The following is an 18,275-nucleotide window of genomic DNA, read 5'->3' as shown; positions in this document are numbered from 1 at the left end:
TGTGGGCCATTGTCGGCGGATGGAGGCGGCGTGGATAACGGATCAGATCCGGGAACTCCGGCCGGTCGGGGAGAGCCGGATATCGTCGGGCGCAGTAAGCGTCTGTGGCTGCTGCCCGACGGGCGGTGCCTGGTGCAGATAATCCCCAGCCTGCGCAGTTTCACGTACCACCGTGATGAAATCGTCGAGCGCACCGGGCCGCTCCGGCTCGATTTCTACGAAAGGGCGGCGGCCCGGCTGGCCGACGCCGGCGTGCCGTGCGCGTTCCGGGAACGGGTCTCGGCCGACTCGTACGTGGCCGACTACTGCCCGGCGCCGCCGTTCGAGGTGATCGTGAAGAACCGGGCCACGGGATCGACCACCCGCAAGTACCCCGGCCTGTTCGAGGACGGCGCCCCGCTGCCGCGCCCGGTCGTGAAGTTCGACTACCGGACCGACCCCGAGGACCAGCCGATCGGCGAGGACTACCTGCGGGCGCTCGACCTGCCGGTGGAGGAGATGCGCGAGCTGTCCCTCGCCGTCAACGACGTGCTGCGGTCCTGGCTGCGCCCGCTGGAGGTGTGGGACTTCTGCCTCATCTTCGGCCGGACCGCCGACGGCGGGCTGACCGTCATCTCCGAGATCTCCCAGGACTGCATGCGCCTGCGCCACCAGGACGGCTCCCCGCTGGACAAGGACCTGTTCCGGGACGGCGTGGCGGGCGAGGAGATCGTTAACCAGTGGAGCCGCGTCCTCGATGTCATCACATGAGACCCCGGCCGCGCTGGTCACCGGCAGCAACCGGGGCAGCGGGCGGGCCATCGCCGAGGAGCTGCGCGAGCGCGGCTACCGCGTCTTCTCCCTGAACCGCTCGCTCGCGGGTGAGGACTGGCTCGGCGAGCACAGGTGCGACCTGTCGGACCCGGCGCAGATCGCGGAGGCGACCGCCCAGGTGCTCGGCGAGGCGGGCCGGCTCGACGTCTGCGTGTCCAACGCGGTGGACCGGGTGCTCGACCCGATCGCCGAGCTGCGCGCGGAGGACTGGGAGCGGCTGGTCGCGATCAACTTGAGCGCCTGCTTCCACCTGCTCAAAGCCGTCCTGCCGGCGTTGCGGGCCGCCGGCGGGATGTTCGTCGCGATGGGCAGCCACGCCGGGACGCGGTACTTCGAGGGCGGGGCCGCCTACAGCGCCACCAAGGCCGGGCTGAAGGCGCTGGTCGAGACGCTGCTGCTGGAGGAGCGCCGCAACGGGGTACGCGCCTGCCTGGTCTCGCCGGGCGCCATCGCCAACCTCGACGGCGACGGCTCGCCGCACAAGATGAGCACCCGGTCGGTGGCCCGCTGCGTGGCCACCATCGTCGACTCCTGGCCGGACGACCTCGTGGTGGGCGAGATCGAGGTGCGGCCGTCCTGCCTGCCCGAGCCGCCCGTCGTCGGCATCGACCGGCTGCTGCACGTGTGACCCTCGCGTCCCCGCCGTCCCCGCCGTCCTCGCCGTGCCCGTCAGGAGGAACCATGATCTCGCTCGCCCTGCCGAAGGGTTCGCTGGAGCGGCGGGCCCTGGAGCTCTTCGCGACCGCGGGGCTGCCCGTACGGCGGCGCTCGGACCGCTCCTACCGCGGCACGGTGGACCACTCCGGCGTGTCGCACGTGGCCTTCTACAAGCCGCGCGAGATCCCCCTGGTCGTCGGGGACGGCACCTTCGACCTCGGGCTGACCGGCGCCGACTGGGTGGAGGAGACCGGGGCCGAGGTCGAGGTGGTGGAGTCGTTCGACTACTCCAGGAACACCGAGCGGCCGTGGCGGCTGGTGCTCGCGGTGCCGTCCGGCCACCCCGCCCGCAGCGCCGCCGACCTGGACGACGGGGTCAGGGTGGCCACCGAGTACCCGAACATCGGCCGCCGCTTCTTCCGCGAGGCGGGACGGCGGGCCGAGGTGGTCGTGTCCTACGGCGCGACCGAGGCCAAGATCCCCGAGCTGGCCGACGCCATGATGGACGTCGTGGAGACCGGCCACTCGCTGCGCCAGAACGACCTGCGCGTCATCGAGACCGTCCGGACCTGCGGCGCGCAGCTCGTCGCCAACCCGGCCGCCTACGCCGACCCGGCCAGGCGCGGCGTGATCAGGAACGTCGCCCTGCTGCTGCGCGCCGCCTGGGTGGGCCCGGCCCACGCGCTGCTGACGGTCCGCGCCCCCGCCGACCGGCTGGCCGAGGTGGTGCCCGCGATGCCGGGCCAGTCGTGGCGCGCGGGCGCCGACCTCGCGGACGGGACCATGGTCGTCCTCCAGGGCGTCCTGCCCAGGCGGGAGGTGCCCGAGACGATCGACGCGCTGCTGTCGGCCGGGGCCGTCAACGTCACCGAGTCGGACATCGGCATCTTCGCCACGGGGGAAGCGGGTTGATCGGCGCCGCCGGCATGGCGAAGATCGGACGTGGGAACCCTGGCCCGCGGAGCGCAGTGCGAAGGAGACTCATGGATCCCCGGTCGGCGGCAAAGATCACGGAGGCGTCCCCGCGACGCTCCCCCTGGCTGACGATCCTCCTCGTCTACGTCGGTGGGGTCGTCGGCGCGATGAGCCTCGGCAAGTTCTCCTCGGTCGGGCCCGCGATGGCGGCCCAGCTCGGGCTGTCGCTGCCGGAGCTGGGCTGGGTGATCTCGGCGGTGGTCGGCGTCGGGGCCGTGGTCGGCCTGCCGGCGGGGTATCTCGTCCGCCGCTTCGGCACCGGGCGGTCGCTGGTCACCGGGCTGGTCCTGATCGCGGCGGCGGGCGCGGCCAGCATGGCGGCGAACGACTTCGCCTGGCTGCTCATCGCCCGCGGCGTCGAGGGCGTCGGCTACGTCCTGGTCACCATCTCCTGCCCGGCGCTGATCCTGCGCCTGGCCCACGAGCGCGACCGGGGCACCGCCCTGTCGGTCTGGGCGACGTTCGTCCCGGTCGGGCTGGGGGCCAGCACGCTGGCCGGCGGCGCGGCCGGCGACGCGCTGGGGTGGCGCGGCTGGACCGGCCTGATCGCCGGGCTGACGCTGCTGATCGCCGCGGTGACGTGGGCCCGGCTGCCGCGCGCCGGCGGGGCGCAGGCGGCCGGTCCGGTGCCCCGGGCGCGGGCGCTCACCTGGCCGGGCGTGCTGGCCGCGGCCTTCTGCCTGACCGCGCTGGTGACCATCCCGGTGATCGTGCTGCTGCCCACGCTGCTCATCGAGCAGTACGGCCGCTCGGCCGCCGCCGCGGGCGCGCTGACCTCGGTGATCTCGCTGCTCGGCGTGGCCGGCGGGCTGGCGGTGGGCATCCTGCTGCGCAGGGGCGTACGGGTCGGCGTGCTGGCCCTGTCGGGCTTCCTCGTCGTGCCGGCCGCCTGGATCCTGTACGCCGGCGGCTCCGCCGGGGGCGCGCTCACCGGCGCGGGCGTCATCTCCATGGAGAACGGCTTCCTGGGCGCCCTGGTCTTCGCCGCGCTCCCCCTCGTCCTGGAACGCCTCGACCACGCCGACGTCGGCAACGGCGTCATCGCCCAGGCCGGCAGCCTCGGCTCCCTGCTCGGTCCCCCGCTGTTCGGCCTGGTGGCCGGCGAGATCGGCTACCAGGCCCTGATCCCCGTCATCGCCGTCGGCATCGTCGCCGCCGTCGGCGCCCTGCTGCTGATCGGCCGGCGGGCGGCCCGGCCGCTCCCGGCCGCCGACTGAGCCGGCCGCCGCGGCCGGCGAAGGGCTCGGGAGCCCATCGCGGAGTACGCAGGAAGGTGCGACCATGCGCGGACACGACCCGCTCCACGACACCGAACAGGCCCTGCTGCCCGCCCCGGCCCGGGGCCTGGCGGTCGCGCTGCTGCTGATCGCCGTGGCGGGCGTGTCGATGCTGCTGGTGTTCGGGCCGGGCGGGCAGCAGCCGGGGCATCCGGCGGCGCCGGCCGCGCACGCCGGGGTGCCGCCCGCCCAGTCGATCCTGCGGCTGTTCCTCGCCGTGGCGGTCATCGGCGGGCTGGCCTCGCTGGGCGGCGTCCTGGCGCGCCGGGCGGGCCAGCCGTCCGTGGTGGGGCAGATGGTGGCCGGGCTGCTGCTCGGGCCGTCCGCGCTGGGCTCGCTGGCGCCCGGGGTGTCCGCGCTGATCCTGCCCGGCTGGGTCGCGCCGCAGCTCGAACTGCTGGCCCAGGCCGGGCTGGCGGTCTTCATGTTCACGGTGGGGCGGGAGTTCGACCCGGCCGCCCTCGGCCGGCAGCGCGTGGTCGTGGGGGTCGCCGCGCTGGCGATGACGGCCGTGCCGTTCGCCCTGGGAGCGGTGGCGGCGGTCCCGTTCGCCGGCGCGCTCGCCGGGCCGTCGGCGTCGGGCACGGCGTTCGTCCTGTTCGCCGGGACGGCGTTGAGCGTCACCGCGTTCCCCGTGCTGGCCAGGATCCTCCAGGAGGCCGGGCTGACCGCCACCCGCCTGGGCTCGCTGGCGATCCTGTGCGCCGGGCTGGCCGACGTGCTCGCCTGGTGCGCGCTGGCCGCGGTGATCGCCCTGGCCCACGCCGGTTCCCCGGCGGGCGTGCTGACCTCGCTGGGGCTGGCCGCCGCCCTGGTCCTCGCCGTGACCCTCGTCGTACGCCCCGCGCTCGCCGCCCTGGCGGCCCGGCACGCCACCCGCCGGCTGCCCGCTCCGGCCGCGCTCGCGCTGGTCCTGGGCCTGATCTTCGCCCTGGCGGCGGCGACCGACGCCATCGGCGTGCACGCGATCTTCGGCGCCCTGCTGGCGGGGGTCGCCTTCCCCCGCGCCGCCCCCGTGCTCGGCGCGGTGCCCGAACGCCTCGGCTCGCTCAACCGGGCGATGTTGCTGCCGGTGTTCTTCGCCTCGATCGGGCTGCGCACCGACGTGCATCTGGCGTTCGGCCATCCGGTGGTGCTGCTGGGCGGGGCGGTGCTGCTGGTGGCCGCCGTCCTCGGCAAGCTGGGCGCGGCCGGGGTGATCGCCTGGGCGGGCGGCATGCCGGGACGCCTCGCGCTCGGGCTCGGCGTGCTCATGAACGCCCGCGGCGTCACCGAGATCGTCGTGCTCAGCACCGGGCTCGGCATGGGGCTGATCGCGCCCGGCACGTTCACGGTGCTCGTGCTGATGGCCCTGATCACCACCATGATGACCGCGCCGGCCCTGCGCCGCCTCGGCCTCTACGCGCCCGCCAGGGCCGAGCCGCGGACGCCGCAACCGGCCTGAGCCGGCCGAAGTCCGCGGTGCGCGCGTCGCGGAAGTCGCTGTCGTCGGCCAGGCCCATGGCGGCCTGCTCGGGCAGTTGCGTGCCCTGGAGGTAGACGAAGCCGACGCCGTCCCGGTGCGTCCCGGGGTACGGGCACGGGTTCTCCGCCTTGACCGGCGCGGCGTCGAAGGCGTTCCTGACCAGGGTGATCGCGTCCGGCTTGGGCCGGTGGGAGTGTCTGGCGTCGGCCATGTAGTCGGCCTGCAGCACGATCGTCTTACGGCACGGGTCCGCGCCGAGCGCCGGGAGGTCGGCGATGACCCCGCCGTTCCTGTCGCGGATCCCGGACAGCTCGACGAGGTCCGGGATGCCGTCGTGGTCGGTGTCGGGCATCACGGTGAAGCCATCCTGGTCTTCCTGCCGTCGTTGTCCCTGGGGAAGCCGTGGTCGCCGTCGCCCTCGGCGCACGTCTGGCCCTTCTGCCGGCCCTGGGAGTCGACGCACGGCGTGCCGAACTGCACGCCGTCGCCCGACAGGGTGCCCGAGCGCACGTCGTAGACGAGGTCGAGGTCGAGGTCGTCGTTCTGAGGGCTGATGTCCATGCGGTCGTCGTTGGTGTTGAGGCCGCCGTCATAGTCCCCAGAGGGCGACGGTGATGTTCACGGTCGGCTGGTCGCCGGGCAGGTCGGACTTGGTGAAGACCCAGCCGCCCGGGGCCTCGGGCAGGCCGAGGGGCTCGAACTCGTCGTCCTCGATGCGCGGGCCGGTTTCGAGCGGGCCGTCGGCGATCCTGACCTTCGGGTAGTAGTCGCCGTCGCCGACGCCTCCGCTGTCCGGGTCCTCGATCTGGCGGAGATAGTCGATGGAGAAGGTCAGCGAGAAACCGGGGACCGCCGCCTGCGCCGGCGTCGCCAGCGCCGGGATCAGGGCGGCGACCAGCACGCCGATCGCGGCGAACGTGAGCCGCCCGCGCCACCGCGCCGGCCCTTTCCGCCCGGTTCTCCTGTCATGTGTGACGCTCACGGTGGTTCCTCCTGGGGTGTCGCCCTGAGGAGGATCGTCCGCGCGCGCTTCCATGACCGCATGAGTAACGGCTACTCAGCCAGCCTGACGGCGGTGAGCACCAGGACGTCGTAGTGGACGGTGAAGGCGCCGCCCACCGCGTCGATCGCGGCCCCGATGCCCGCCAGCAGTTCGCCGCGCCGCTCCGGCGGCAACCCGGTGACCGGGCCGTGCGTGGGCACCTGCGCCAGCCACTCGTCCCGGGTGTAGCCGCGCTCCCACGCGTAGTCCCACCGCTCGGGCTCGTCGAACGCGCCCGCCGTCCGGACCCCGTCGGTGATCTTGTCGAGCAGCGACGTGTACATGCCCACGGCGGGACCGGCCTGGCCGAGCGCCGGCAGGTCGGGCAGCACGCGGCGGTAGACCTCGGCGAAGGCGTCGGCCAGGAGGTCCGGCGTCTGGAAGACGTTCCAGAACAGCGCCAGCCTGCCCCCGGGCCGCAGCACCTCGGCCGCCTTGGCCGCGCCCGCGACCGGGTCGATCCAGTGCCAGGTCTGGCCGGCGACGACCGCGTCGAACGTCCGGCCGGCCGGGTCCCAGGACTCGAAGGCGGACACGTCCACCTCGATGCCGTCGCGCCGGGCCAGGTCGGCCATGCGCGGGTCCACGTCCACGCCGGACACCCGGCAGCCGGCCGCCTGGAACTGGCGGGCCGCGATGCCGGTGCCGATGCCGACGTCGAGCACGTCGGGGCCGGGGCTCGACCCGGCGATCCGGGCCACCATCTCCTCGGGGTAGCGGGGGCGGGTGCGGTCGTAGCGGTCGGCGTCGGCGCCGAAGGACTCGGCCATCCGCCGGTGCAGGTGCGGCTCGTTCTCGGGGGCATTAGTGGGCATGCGCCCACTCTAATGGGCACGTGCCCACTCGTCTACTCTGAACGGGATTCGCGAAGGAAGGAGACCGGCCCGGTGCCCACAGGCATAGCCCTCCGCGACGTGCGCGAACAGCTCTTCGACGCCGCCGAGCGCATCCTGCTCCGCGACGGGCCCAACGCTCTGACCAGCCGGGCGGTCACCACCGAGGCGGGCTGCGCCAAGGGCGTGCTCCACCGCCACTTCGCCGACTTCGACGCCTTCCTCGCCGAGCTGGTGACCGACCGCATCCGCCGCGTCGAGGCGCAGTCCGCCGCCCTGCGCGCGAGCGCCGGCACCGGCACCGTCGCGGGGAACCTCACCCTCGCGCTGCTGGAGCTGTTCGGCTCGGTCGCCGTGGCCGTCGTCAGCCTCGTCATCTCCCGCGACGGCCTGCGCGCCCGCCTGCGCCAGGCCGGGTCGGCGGGCATCCCGCTCCTGGGCGAGGCCACGACCATGATCGCCGCCTACCTCACCGCCGAACGCGAGATGGGCCGCATCGCGGTCGACGCCGACGTCGACGCCCTCGCGCTCACCCTGATCGGCAGCGCCCACCTGCTGTTCGCCGGCCGCGAGGACGACCCGCCCGACGCCGCCGTCGTCGAGTGGATCGTCACCACGGCCATGGCCGACCCGATCCAGCGCCGCCTGCTCTGAGCCCCCGCCTCACCGGGCCGCGGCCGCTCCCAGAGCGATGGGCCACACGACCAGCAGGTACGCTTCCGAGGGCTGGTTCGACGGCGCCGGCCGGTCCCGGCGACGGCCGTGGACACGCAGGCCGTACCGCCCGGCGCCCTGGGGCGTGAGGTCGATCGGCTCGTCGGCGACGCCCCAGACGCGCATCACGCCGGTGGTGGTGACGAACTCGACCTCCTCGCTCTCCGCCCAGCCCCGCGCGGCCGCCACGGGCGGGCCGTCCTGCCAGTTCACGTGCAGGCCGACGCGTCCTACGCGCTTGTCCGTACGGATGAGCAGCGAGTCTGGGGCGGCGGCGACCAGCCCGTCCGGCAGCGGCGGCGGGACGGCGGTGTCCTGGAAGGGGTTGACGATCCGGATCCGGTGGTGCGCGGTCCCCACCGTGACCCGTACCGGATGCGGCAGCGGAGGCCGCTCGTCCTGGCCGGACGACAGGCGACCGCGCTCCGACTGCGGGTGGTTGTGCTCGCGCGCCCACCGCCGGATCTCTGCCGACTTGTCTGGCAGGCCCAGTTCCTCGGCGACCCCGACGCCGAGCCTCGCCGCCACCTCCGGCCCGGTCTCAACCGGCCAGACGGTCACCAGGTAGAACTCGAACGGCACCTTCGGCACCGCGGCCGGGTCGACGTCCCGGCCGCGGGCCTGCACGCGCATGCCGTAACGGCCCGGCCCCTGGGGTGTCAGGAGGGGCAGGGCGTCCGGCGGGGAGTGCATCATGCCGGACAGGCGCACCTCGCCGGTGAAGGTGACGAGCTCCACCTCCTCGGTCTCGTCCCAGCCCACGGGGTCGAGGGGCGGGGCGGTCTCGGCCAGCCGTACGGTCACGTCCACGACGCCGGTGTGGATGCCCGTCCGGATCACGGCCGCGCCGGCGGCCGAGGCGGTCAGCCCGTTGGGGACGGTTCCCGGATGGGCGCGGCCCGGCTCGCCGACCACGATCTGGTGATAGGTGACGTGCACGTCGGCCCTGGCTCGGGCGGGAGGTAAGTGGATCATCTTCGGAAGCCTAGGCCGGGCCGTCCGGACGTGGCCCGCTGGAGGGATCTTGGGGCTACGATCTCCCCCGTAGCCCCTTTCGTCCGGAAGGCGTCGCGATGAGCGAACGTTCGCTGAACACCGATGTTCCGAGCCCCGCCCGCATCTACGACCTGTGGCTGGGCGGCAAGGACAACTACGAGATCGACCGGATGGTGAGCGAGCAGATCCTCGCCGCCGTGCCCGACCTGCCGGTGCTGGCCCGTACGAACAGGGAGTTCCTCGGCCGCGCGGTGCGGTACATGGCCGGGGAGGCGGGCATCCGGCAGTTCCTGGACATCGGCACCGGCATCCCCACGGCGGACAACACCCACCAGGTCGCCCAGGCGGTGGCCCCGGACAGCCACGTCGTGTACGTCGACAACGACCCCATGGTCCTGGCCCACGCGCGGGCGCTGCTGCGGGCCGCGCCCGCGGGGACGACCGCCTTCGTCGACGCCGACCTGCGCGACCCCGGCAAGATCCTGGCCGCCGCCGCCGAGCACCTCGACTTCGACCGGCCGATCGGGCTGACCCTGCTCGGCGTCGTGGACTTCCTTCCCGACACCGGCCTGGCCCGCTCGATCATCGCCGAGCTGCTGGAGCCGATGGCGCCGGGCAGCCACCTGGCCATCTCCCACGGCGTGGTCGGCAGGCAGCTCGAAGAGGGCGTCCGCCACTGGAACGAGAGCGGCGGGGCGACCATGACGCTGCGCACCCTTGAGGAGGTCACGAGCTTCTTCGACTGGCTGGAGCTGCTGGAGCCGGGCGTGGTGCCGCTGCCGCGCTGGCGTCCCGTCCCCGAGACGTTGTACGCCGACCGCGAGGCCGTCTACTGCGCGGGCGTCGGCCGCAAGCGCTGACCGTTCCCGGCTTCGCGCCGGTCCGGGCGATGCCGCCTTCCCGACCGGCGTACGCCGCCTGGCGGGCCCGCGTACCCTGAGTCCCCGATCAACTTCACAGAGTGACGGGAGCGGGATGGACGACGGGTTCGGCGCGGGGCTGGGGAGCGAGCGGGACCGGTGCGCGCGGGATCCGTGCCCCTGGCCGCCGGGGCCGTTCGCGACCGGGGACGCCAGGTGGTTCTTCGGGCGCGAGCGGGTCGTGTCCGAGCTGGTGGGGCTGCTCGGGGAGCCGCGCGCGGCCCGTCCCGTGGTGCTGGCCGGGGCGGCGGGGTCGGGCAAGACGTCGGTACTGGCCGCCGGGCTGGTGCCGGCCGTCCTGGCGGGTTCGCCGGCGGGAGGCCGCGCCGGGGTGTTGTGGCGTACGCCCGGCTCGCCGGTCCCGGGCGGGGGGCGGCCGGTGGAGGAGTGCGCGCTGCTGGTGGTCGACCGGTTCGAGGAGCTGTTCACGGCTCGGGCGGGATCCGCGCGGGAGGCGTACGTCGAGGAGCTGTGCGCGCTCGCGGCGGGCGGGCTGCCGGTGGTGATCGGGATGCGGGCCGGCTGTTACGAGCGGTGCCTGGGGTTTCCGCCGCTGGTCGAGGCGCTGCGGACGCGGTCGCTGCCGCTCGGCCCGATGACCGGCGACGAGCTGCGCCGCGCGATCACCGAACCGGCCCGGGTCGCCGGGCTGTCCCTGGAGCCGGGGCTGGCCGAGACGATCCTGCACGACCTGGGCGTACGCGACGACGCCCCGGCGGCGGCCGACGTGCTGCCGCGCCTGTCCCACGCGATGCGCGCCACCTGGCACCGCCGCGACGGCGACACGCTCACCCACACCGCCTACCGGCACGCCACCGCGCCACCCCTCACCCCCGGCCCCGCGCCCGCTTCCCCCTCCCCCGACCGGGAGAAACCCGCTCTCCTCTCCCCCGACCGGGAGAAAGGGGGGCCCGCGGCACTCTCCTCCGGCTTCGGTGGGAGCGGCAGGGAGTGTCCGGTCGGGCGGCGGGTGCGGGGGCTGGTGGTGGCGCTGGTGGTGCTGGTGGTGGTCGCCGGGGCGGGCGCGGGGCTGGCGTGGCAGAAGAGCGGCCGGGCGAGCGCCGCCCGCGTCACCGCGCTCGCCGAGCGGGCCGCCGTCCAGGCGCGGGCGCTGCGGGCCACGGACCCGGCGCTGGCGATGCAGGTGGCGGTGGCCGCCCAGGGCCTGGCCGACACCCCGGGCACCCGCGGCACGCTGCTCGACACCGCCGAGCCGTACGCCACCCGGCTGCGCTCGGCCGGCGACCGGCTGCGGGCGATCGCCTACAGCCAGGACCACGCCCTGCTCGCGACCGGCGCCGACAACGGCGTGGTCGAGCTGTGGGACGCCACCGACTCGCGCCGCCGCACCCCGCTGGCCACCCTGCCGCGCGCCGCCGGTCCGGTCGGCGCGCTCGCCTTCCGGCCGTCCGGCGGGGACCGCGTCCTGCTCGCGGCCACCCGGCACGGCGTCGAGGTGTGGAACGTCGTGGACCCCGCCCGCCCCCGGCACGTCGCCGCCCTGCCCGGCGCCGCGACGGCGGCGTTCACGCCGGACGGCCGCACGGTGCTCGCCGCCGCCGAGCGCGGCGTCCGGCGCTGGAGGCTCGCCGGCCGCCCGGTCGCCCTGCCCCCGGTACGCGCCTCCGCCCAGGTCACCCGCTTCGCCGTCGGCGACGACACGGTGGCCACCGGCCACGACGACGGCAGCGTGCGCCTGTGGGACCCGGCGCGGCCCGCCTCCCCCGCCGACACGATCGCGACCGGCCTCCAGGACGGCCCCGCCGCCCTCGCCATCAGCCCCGACGGCGGCGCGCTGGCCTGGTCGGCGCCCGGCCGCGGAACCTGGCTCTGCCTCCTGCGCGCCCGCCGCTGCGACCGGCCCGTCCGGTACGGCGGCCCCGCCGGCGCCCTGGCGTTCAGCCCGGACGGCACCGTCCTGGCCGCCGCCGGCGACGACCGCGCGGTCCGGCTGTGGAGCGTGGCCACCCGCGCGGAGGTCACCTCGTTCCCGCACCCCGACCGCGTGCTCGGCCTCGCCTTCACCGCCGACGGTCAGGCGCTGGCCACCGGGTCGGCGGCCGGCGCCTTCTACCAGTGGCGCCATCCGGTGCGCGTGCCCGACCCGGTGACCGGGCTGGTGCTGAGCCGGGACCGGACGCTGATGGCCACGACCGGCGCGCGCGGCGGCGCGCTGTGGGACGTCCGCGACCCCCGTCACCGCGTGCTGCTGTCGCGCTGGAACGTTCCACCCGCCACCGATCCGGCTCTGAGCGGCGACGGCCGCCGGCTGGCCACCGTCGAGCGCGGCGTGGCCGTGACCGTGTGGGACATCCGCGACCCCTACCGCCCGGCCCGGCACGTCCGGCTGCCGGTGCGCGGCCTCGCGGTCGCCGCGCTAAGCCCCGACGGACGCGTCCTGGCCACCGGCGACCACGGCGGCCGGCTGCTGCTCTGGGACGTCACCGGCCCGCCGCGCCGCCTGGCCGCCCGCGACGGCTTCGGCGACGTCGGCGCGCTCGACTTCAGCCCCGGCGGCGGCCTGCTGGCCAGCGGCGGCGCCGACCGCGGCGTACGGCTGTGGGACGTGCGCCGCCGCGCCCTCGACCAGGTCGCCCACCACGAGGAGCACGCCGACGCGGTGGCCGGCGTGCGCTTCGGCCCGAAGGGCGACGTGCTGGTCAGCACCGGCCACGACCGGACCGCCCGCGTCTGGAGGATCGCCGACCCGGGTCGCGCTCCCCGTCCGGCGGCCCTGCGCGGGCACGGCGGCAGCGTCCTGATCGCCGGGTTCAGCCCCGACGGCGCCGCCCTGGCCACCACGGACGCCTCCCGCACCACCCGCCTGTGGGACCTGCGCTCCCGCCGCCCGATCGCCGAGCTGTCCCATCCCGACCTCGGGACCGTCCTGTACGCCGACGACCACACCCTCGTCTCGGCCGCCGGGCACGACCTGCGGTTGTGGGACCTGCGGCCGGAGTCGGTGGCCGCGCGCGTCTGCGAGGCCGCCGGGATGCCGCTCACCCGGGCCGAGTGGCGGCGCTACTTCGACGACCTGCCCTACCGTCCGCCCTGCTCGTGACCTCCGGCAGGACGCTGACAGAGATCTGGCAGCGGCGCCTGGCACGGTCGTCCCATGACGGACAAGACGGACGTGCTCATCGTCGGCGCCGGGCCCACCGGCCTCACCCTCGCCGTGGAGCTGGCCAGGCGCGGGATCGCCCACCGAGTAGTCGAGCGGGCAGCGGCGCCCTCGGCGGGCTCCAAGGGCAAGGGCCTCCAGCCGCGGACGCTGGAGATCTTCGACGACCTCGGGATCGTCGACCGGGTCCTGGCCGGGACGACGCCCTACCCGCCGATCCGGGTCAGGATCGGGCGGCTGCCGGTCTACCAGGGCCGTATGCACCGGCCGGTGGCGGCGAGCGAGCAGGTGCCGTACCCGATGGTGCGGATGCACCCGCAGTGGCGCACCGAGGCGGTGCTGCGGGAGCGGCTGGCCGAGCTGGGCGGCGCGGTCGAGCACGGCGTCGAGCTGACCGGCTTCGAGCAGGACGCGCACGGCGTGACGGCCCGGCTCGGCACCGGGGCGCCCCTGCGGGCCCGCTACCTGGTCGCCGCCGACGGCGGCAGGAGCACGGTGCGCAAGGCGCTCGGCGTCGGGTTCACCGGCGAGACCCGCGAGGAGGAGCGCATGGCCCTCGGGGACGTGCGCGTCGAGGGGCTGGACCGCGAGCACATCCACGCCTGGGTGCGGCCGGGCAGGGGGATGGTCGCGCTCTACCCCATGGCCGGCACCGACGCCTTCCAGTTCATGGCGCCGCTCAGGCCGGGCGCGACGCCGGACCTGACGCTGGCCGGCTTCCAGCGGCTCTTCGCCGAACGCTCGATGCTGCGCGCGGCCCGCGTCACCGAGCTGCTGTGGTCCTCGCTCTACCGGGTCAACATCCGGCTGGCCGACGCCTACCGCGCCGGGCGCGTGCTGCTGGCCGGGGACGCCGCCCACGTGCACTCCCCGGCGGGCGGCCAGGGCCTCAACACCGGCGTCCAGGACGCCTACAACCTGGGCTGGAAGCTCGCCCGCGCGCTGACCGGCGGGCCGGCGTCGCTGCTGGACACCTACGAGGAGGAGCGCCGCCCGGTCGCCGCCCGCGTGCTCGGTCTCAGCACGGACCTGCACGACCGGAAGTCGTACAAGCGGGACGAGGAGACCTACCAGCTCCGGGTCGGCTACCGGGGCGGCTCGCTGGCCCGCGCGGGCGGCGAACGGGTGCCCGACGGGCCGCTGCGGCTGGCCGACGGCTCCCGGGCGCGCCTGTTCGACCTGCTGCGCGGCCCGCACTTCACACTGCTGTCGCCGGATCCCGCGCCCCGCGTGCCGGGCGGCCCGGAGGTGCGGGCGTACGCGCCGGCCGAGCCGTACGGCGGGGTGCGGCACACGCTCGTGCGCCCGGACGGCCACGTCGGGATCGCCACGGACTCCGCCGCCGAGCTGGCCCACTACCTGACGCTGGTGTGAGGCCCCTTGTGGTGACCCTGTGGGGACTCTCTTGGCGAAGTCCGCCGTGCCTCCCTCGTGGCCGAACCCGGGCCCGCGCGGTCAGCCGCAGACGGGCCGGTAGGGCAGCGCGGGCACGTACGTCCGCCACTCCCGCTCGGTCAGCGCCCGCCCGGCGCGCGCGCAGATCGTCCTCGCCACCAGTTCGGCGGCGGCCGGGACGCGCCCGACGCTCCCGCCGGCGTCCACCGTCAGGACGTGCGAGCCGTCGGGGGCGAACGCGATCGACAGCAGCTCGCCCTCGTCACGGTCGAGGCCGCCGCCCGGGTCGGCGGACAGGCCGAGGTCGCCGCCCGTCCTCGGGTCGATCAGGCGGACGCGGCCCTGCCCCGCGTTGACCGCGACGAGGTCCTCGACCGGCGAGTAGGCCGGCGTGCCGATGAAGGAGAAGCCCTCGGTCCCCTCGGTCAGCCGCCGGCCGCCCGCGTCCCACGTGCTCAGCCGGCCGCGCGAGTCGAACACGACCACGCCGTCCCCCGCGTGGGTGAAACGCACCCAGGAGCCCAGGACGTCCTTGCCGAAGACGCTGAACGGCGAGCCCGCGACCCGGCCGTCGGCCGCCCGCAGTACCCGTACGTCCAGGCCGGTCACCGCCAGCCGGCCGCCGTCGGATGCGAACGCCAGGTCCACGACCTGGCTCAGGGGCGTGCTCCACAGGCGGCGGCGCGCCCGCCAGTCCCACAGCTCGACCGCGTCCTCGCCGGTTCCGGGGCCGTCGAGCACGAGCGCGAGCCGGCTCCCGTCCGGGCTGAAGCGGACGAGCTCGGGCTGCGCCCGCCCGGCGCCCGCGGTGAACCCGCCCGCGGGCTGCCTGGTCGCGGTGTCCAGGACACTGACGTCGTGGCCGGACAGCAGCGCGAGGCTCCGCCCGTCGCGGCTGAAGGCGAGCGCCCGCGCGGCGGGCAGGCGGCCGGGCGTCCCGCCACCGACCTGGCGGAGTCCGCCGTCCACGACGAGGTGCAGGCCGTCCTCGCCGAGGTCGGCCCGCTCGTACGGCGGGCCCTCGACCGGCTCGGTCACCAGGTCGGCGACGTCCACGGCGAACACCTGGTCGCCGACGAGGTAGCGGAAGGTCGTGCCGTCGAAGGCGGCGGCCGGGCGGGTGCCGCCGTCCATGTCCCCGCGCACCGGGACGGCGCTCAGCAGGTGACTGTCGGGCAGGCGCCAGAACTGGACGGTGGCGTCGGTGACGGTGGCCAGCAACCGGCCCGTGTGGTCGAAGACGGGATCGCCCTTGTTCCAGACGCCTTCGTTGCCCTCGCCGACCTCCTCGGTCCAGCCCTCCTTCGTCTGCTTCAGTGTCAGGGGCCCGTCACCGGACGTGGCCAGCCACCGGCCGTCCGGGCTCAGCGTGCCGCGCCGGGCGGCGGGGTCGGTGACCTCCCACTGCTCGCTGTCGCCCGGCTTGACGATCACCTTCCGGCCCTCGTGCCGGCGGACGGCGTCCGCCCAGCCCTCCACCAGGTCCCTGGTCCGGTGGACCGGCCAGGTGCCGACCGGGCGGCCGGTGCCGGCGTCCCAGGCGCGGGCGCGGCGCGTGGTGGCGGCGACCAGCGTGCGGCCCGAGGGGGACAGCCCGATGTCGGACACCCGCTCACGGCCGAGGCCCAGGCCGGAGATCAGCGCGACGCGCCGGCCCGTGCGCACGTCCCACAGCCGCGCCTGGTCCTGGCCGACGCTGAGCAGCGTGCGCCCGTCGGCGCCCAGCGCCCGCAGGGTGCTGCGGGCATCGGCCGGGTCGCGGAACATGCCGCGCTCGCGCTGCGCGAGCACGGCGGTCAGCGCCGCCCTGGCCTGCGGCGTGGGCCGCAGCCGCCAGGCGGCCACGGCGAGCAGCCCGGCGAGCACCGGATCGCTCCGCCTGGTCGCCTCGGCGCGCGCGGCCAGGCGCGTGGACTCCGACGTCGTCAGGCGGTCCTGCAACTCGTCGGCGCGGGCGGCGGCGAGCCTGCTCTGCTGGACCGCCAGGCCGCCCGCGGCCAGCGCGACGACCAGCAGCACCGCCAGGCTCAGCGTCAGCAGCCGGGCGCGGCGGGCCCGGCGTTTGGCCAGCCGCGCCGAGGACTCCAGGAAGTCGCGCTCGGCCTGGGACAGCCTGATGTCGCGGCGGTCGGTCGCCGCCCAGCTCAGGGCCTCGTCCAGCATCGTGCCGTGGAACAGGCCGCCGTCCCTGCGGCCGCCCTCGTCCCAGCGCCGGACGGCGGCCAGGATCGGGCCGTGGACGGCCAGCCCCTCCCGGTTGGCCTCGATCCAGCGGCGCAGCCGCGGCCAGGCGTGCGGCAGGGCCGGGCGGGCGAGCCAGACCTCGCGGTCGTCGCGGCCCAGCAGGTACGCGAACACCTCCAGGATCCTGGTGACCGCCGGCGCCTCGGCCGCCGGCCGGCCGGCCACCAGCTCGTCCAGGGCGGCGTTCCGGGTGGCCAGCTCGCCCATGCCGTCCACGGTGAACAGGCGCAGGAACACCTCGGGCGCCAGCTCCCGCTCCGCGGGGGCCAGCAGCGCGTAGGAGTCCTCGGCCAGCGTGCCGAGCGCCGGGTCGGCGGCGGTCCCGGCGACGTGGGCGGCCTGCCGTCCGCGTTCGAGCAGCCGTGCGGTGTCCAGCCCGCCGTCCCCGCTGACCAGCGCGAGCAGCAGCCGGCGGGCCTCGGGACGCCGGCCGGGCTCCTTGCTCAGCGCCGCCGACACCAGCGGGCGCAGCGAGTCCGGCAGCGCGGCCAGGTCGGGCGTGGCCGACAACACCCGGTGCATCACCCCGCCCAGGCTCTCGGCCTCGAACGGGTCGGCGCCCGTGGCCGCGTACAGCACGACGCAGCCCCAGGCGAACACGTCCGCGGGCGCGCCGGCCCGCTGGCCGCCGAACACCTCGGGCGCCATGTACGTCGGCGTGCCGGTCACCAGGCCGGTCGCGGTCAGCGACATCTCGGCGGTCCGCGCGATGCCGAAGTCGATGACCCGCGGGCCGTCCGGGCCGAGCAGCACGTTGTCCGGTTTGAGGTCGCGGTGCACCACGCCGGCCTCGTGGATGGCGGTGAGCGCCGTCGCCACCGCCGTGGCCAGGCGGTGCAGATCGCCGCCGAGGAAGCGGCGTCCGCCGGTGACCGCCTGGCGCAGGCTCGGCCCGGCGACGTACTCGCTGACGATGTGGGGGCGCGGGCCGTCCAGCTCGGCGGCGAGCACGCGGGCGGTGCAGAACGAGGCGACCCGCCGCGCCGCCTCGGCCTCCCTGGCCAGCCGTCCGGCCTCGTCGCCGTGCAGCACCTTGATCGCCACCCGGGCGCCGTCCTCGGCGTAGGCCTCGTAGACGACGCCCTGACCGCCCGCGCCCAGCCGTCCGGCGAGCCAGTAGCCGCCCAGGCGTTGCGGATCGTCGGGGGTCAACGCGTTCACGGCTGGTTGGATGCGGTGATCGCCGGCAAAGTTGCGATCATTTTTCTCGTTTTATCGGTGCTTGACATTCCATCGGCGTCAGGATCTAGGATCGCCGCCGTGCTCATGACCTTGACGCTCAGCGCGGCGCTCGTCCTGACCGGAACGCCCGCGCAGGCCACCAAACCCGTGTCGTTCCAGGGGTTCACCATCCAGATACCGGTCTCCTGGAAGGTGAAGAAGGACCCGATCGGCGGGCTCGACGTGGTCACCGGGGCCTGCTCCAAGCGGGCGACGGAGTGCCCCGGCTTCTCCCTCGGCGGGCCGCGGGCCATCGCCTACGCCTCCGAGGGCGGCACGTACCGGCCGGGGAAGCCGTACCACCCCAGCACCGGGGTCGTGGAGTGCGTCCCGGACCGGCGCTACTGGGAGGGCGTCCAGCCCGTCCGGCCCGCCCGCACCGCGTCCGTGCAGGTGGGGGCGGGGCACCAGGCCCGCTTCACCGAGTGGAGACTGGGCTGCCAGACGAAGACCGGCAAGCCGGCCCCGGTGTCCTTCACCCAGCGCATCTGGTACCTGCGCAAGGAGAAGGTGCTGGTCGTCGACCAGTGGAAGACCCCCGGGCTGGGGAACATCCTGGCCAAGGCCGTCTGGAAATGACCGGGTTGCCCGCGCGCCCTGCG

The 18,275-nt window shown here is 75.4% G+C and carries 16 protein-coding genes; 10 read left to right on the top strand and 6 right to left on the bottom strand.

Translation table 11 applies throughout. The annotated features are described in order from the left end of the window. Positions 1-30 precede the first annotated feature (30 nt). The 5 genes from ABZ444_RS01285 (at position 31) to ABZ444_RS01265 (ending at position 5,166) form a co-directional block, all read left to right on the top strand. Positions 31-750, top strand: coding sequence for a phosphoribosylaminoimidazolesuccinocarboxamide synthase (locus tag ABZ444_RS01285; RefSeq protein ID WP_357990980.1), 720 nt, complete (start codon positions 31-33; stop codon positions 748-750). Next, on the top strand, positions 737-1,441 hold the full coding sequence (locus ABZ444_RS01280; protein WP_357990977.1) for an SDR family NAD(P)-dependent oxidoreductase: 705 nt from the start codon (positions 737-739) through the stop codon (positions 1,439-1,441). Before ABZ444_RS01285 ends, ABZ444_RS01280 begins: the two co-directional genes overlap by 14 nt. Before the next feature lie 53 nt (positions 1,442-1,494). After that, entirely contained in the window at positions 1,495-2,382 is an 888-nt protein-coding gene (gene hisG / locus ABZ444_RS01275) for an ATP phosphoribosyltransferase (RefSeq protein ID WP_357990974.1), read from the top strand. Positions 2,383-2,453: 71 nt separating this feature from the next. Further along, complete coding sequence (locus ABZ444_RS01270; protein WP_357990971.1) at positions 2,454-3,662, top strand: MFS transporter; 1,209 nt, start codon at positions 2,454-2,456, stop codon at positions 3,660-3,662. A 64-nt stretch (positions 3,663-3,726) separates the two neighbouring features. Continuing rightward, on the top strand, positions 3,727-5,166 hold the full coding sequence (locus ABZ444_RS01265) for a cation:proton antiporter (RefSeq protein ID WP_357990969.1): 1,440 nt from the start codon (positions 3,727-3,729) through the stop codon (positions 5,164-5,166). Here the strand turns inward: ABZ444_RS01265 and ABZ444_RS01260 are convergent. The 4 genes from ABZ444_RS01260 to ABZ444_RS01245 all read right to left on the bottom strand — a co-directional run bounded on the left by ABZ444_RS01260 (position 5,078) and on the right by ABZ444_RS01245 (position 7,044). Continuing rightward, positions 5,078-5,539, bottom strand: coding sequence for a hypothetical protein (locus ABZ444_RS01260; RefSeq protein ID WP_357990966.1), 462 nt, complete (start codon positions 5,537-5,539; stop codon positions 5,078-5,080). The two genes, ABZ444_RS01265 and ABZ444_RS01260, sit on opposite strands and share 89 nt — an antisense overlap. Continuing rightward, a complete protein-coding gene (locus tag ABZ444_RS01255; RefSeq protein ID WP_357990963.1) occupies positions 5,539-5,748 on the bottom strand; it encodes a hypothetical protein in 210 nt (69 codons plus the stop codon). Before ABZ444_RS01255 ends, ABZ444_RS01260 begins: the two co-directional genes overlap by 1 nt. 28 nt (positions 5,749-5,776) lie before the next feature. Next, positions 5,777-6,169 (bottom strand): hypothetical protein, encoded by a 393-nt coding sequence (locus tag ABZ444_RS01250; protein ID WP_357990960.1) that lies wholly within the window; start codon positions 6,167-6,169, stop codon positions 5,777-5,779. A 71-nt stretch (positions 6,170-6,240) separates the two neighbouring features. Next, positions 6,241-7,044, bottom strand: a complete 804-nt coding sequence (locus ABZ444_RS01245) for a class I SAM-dependent methyltransferase (protein WP_357990957.1) — start codon at positions 7,042-7,044, stop codon at positions 6,241-6,243. 72 nt (positions 7,045-7,116) lie between these two features. Between ABZ444_RS01245 and ABZ444_RS01240 the strand changes: the two genes are divergently transcribed. Next, positions 7,117-7,716, top strand: a complete 600-nt coding sequence (locus ABZ444_RS01240) for a TetR family transcriptional regulator (RefSeq protein WP_357990954.1) — start codon at positions 7,117-7,119, stop codon at positions 7,714-7,716. 9 nt (positions 7,717-7,725) lie between these two features. Here ABZ444_RS01240 and ABZ444_RS01235 read toward each other — a convergent pair whose 3' ends face one another. Continuing rightward, positions 7,726-8,751, bottom strand: a complete 1,026-nt coding sequence (locus ABZ444_RS01235) for a hypothetical protein (RefSeq protein ID WP_357990951.1) — start codon at positions 8,749-8,751, stop codon at positions 7,726-7,728. Between the two features lie 98 nt (positions 8,752-8,849). On the opposite strand from ABZ444_RS01235, the gene ABZ444_RS01230 reads away from it, so the two are divergent. The 3 genes from ABZ444_RS01230 (at position 8,850) to ABZ444_RS01220 (ending at position 14,187) form a co-directional block, all read left to right on the top strand. Further along, positions 8,850-9,632 carry an SAM-dependent methyltransferase gene (locus tag ABZ444_RS01230; RefSeq protein ID WP_357990948.1) on the top strand — a complete coding sequence of 261 codons (783 nt, stop codon included), beginning with the start codon at positions 8,850-8,852 and terminating at the stop codon, positions 9,630-9,632. Positions 9,633-9,747: 115 nt separating this feature from the next. Beyond that, positions 9,748-12,753: a hypothetical protein gene (locus ABZ444_RS01225; RefSeq protein ID WP_357990947.1), complete on the top strand. Its 3,006-nt coding sequence runs from the start codon at positions 9,748-9,750 to the stop codon at positions 12,751-12,753. A 54-nt stretch (positions 12,754-12,807) separates the two neighbouring features. After that, positions 12,808-14,187 carry an FAD-dependent monooxygenase gene (locus ABZ444_RS01220; protein ID WP_357990944.1) on the top strand — a complete coding sequence of 460 codons (1,380 nt, stop codon included), beginning with the start codon at positions 12,808-12,810 and terminating at the stop codon, positions 14,185-14,187. 81 nt (positions 14,188-14,268) lie between these two features. Here the strand turns inward: ABZ444_RS01220 and ABZ444_RS01215 are convergent, their stop codons facing one another. Continuing rightward, positions 14,269-17,613, bottom strand: a complete 3,345-nt coding sequence (locus tag ABZ444_RS01215; protein ID WP_357990941.1) for a serine/threonine-protein kinase — start codon at positions 17,611-17,613, stop codon at positions 14,269-14,271. Between the two features lie 99 nt (positions 17,614-17,712). On the opposite strand from ABZ444_RS01215, the gene ABZ444_RS01210 reads away from it, so the two are divergent. Continuing rightward, positions 17,713-18,252 (top strand): hypothetical protein, encoded by a 540-nt coding sequence (locus ABZ444_RS01210; RefSeq protein WP_357990938.1) that lies wholly within the window; start codon positions 17,713-17,715, stop codon positions 18,250-18,252. Positions 18,253-18,275 lie beyond the last annotated feature (23 nt).

Source organism: Nonomuraea sp. NPDC005730 (assembly GCF_040630865.1).
Lineage (GTDB): Bacteria > Actinomycetota > Actinomycetes > Streptosporangiales > Streptosporangiaceae > Nonomuraea.
Note: the sequence above shows the minus strand (reverse complement) of the source record. Positions and strands in the feature narration are given on the sequence as shown.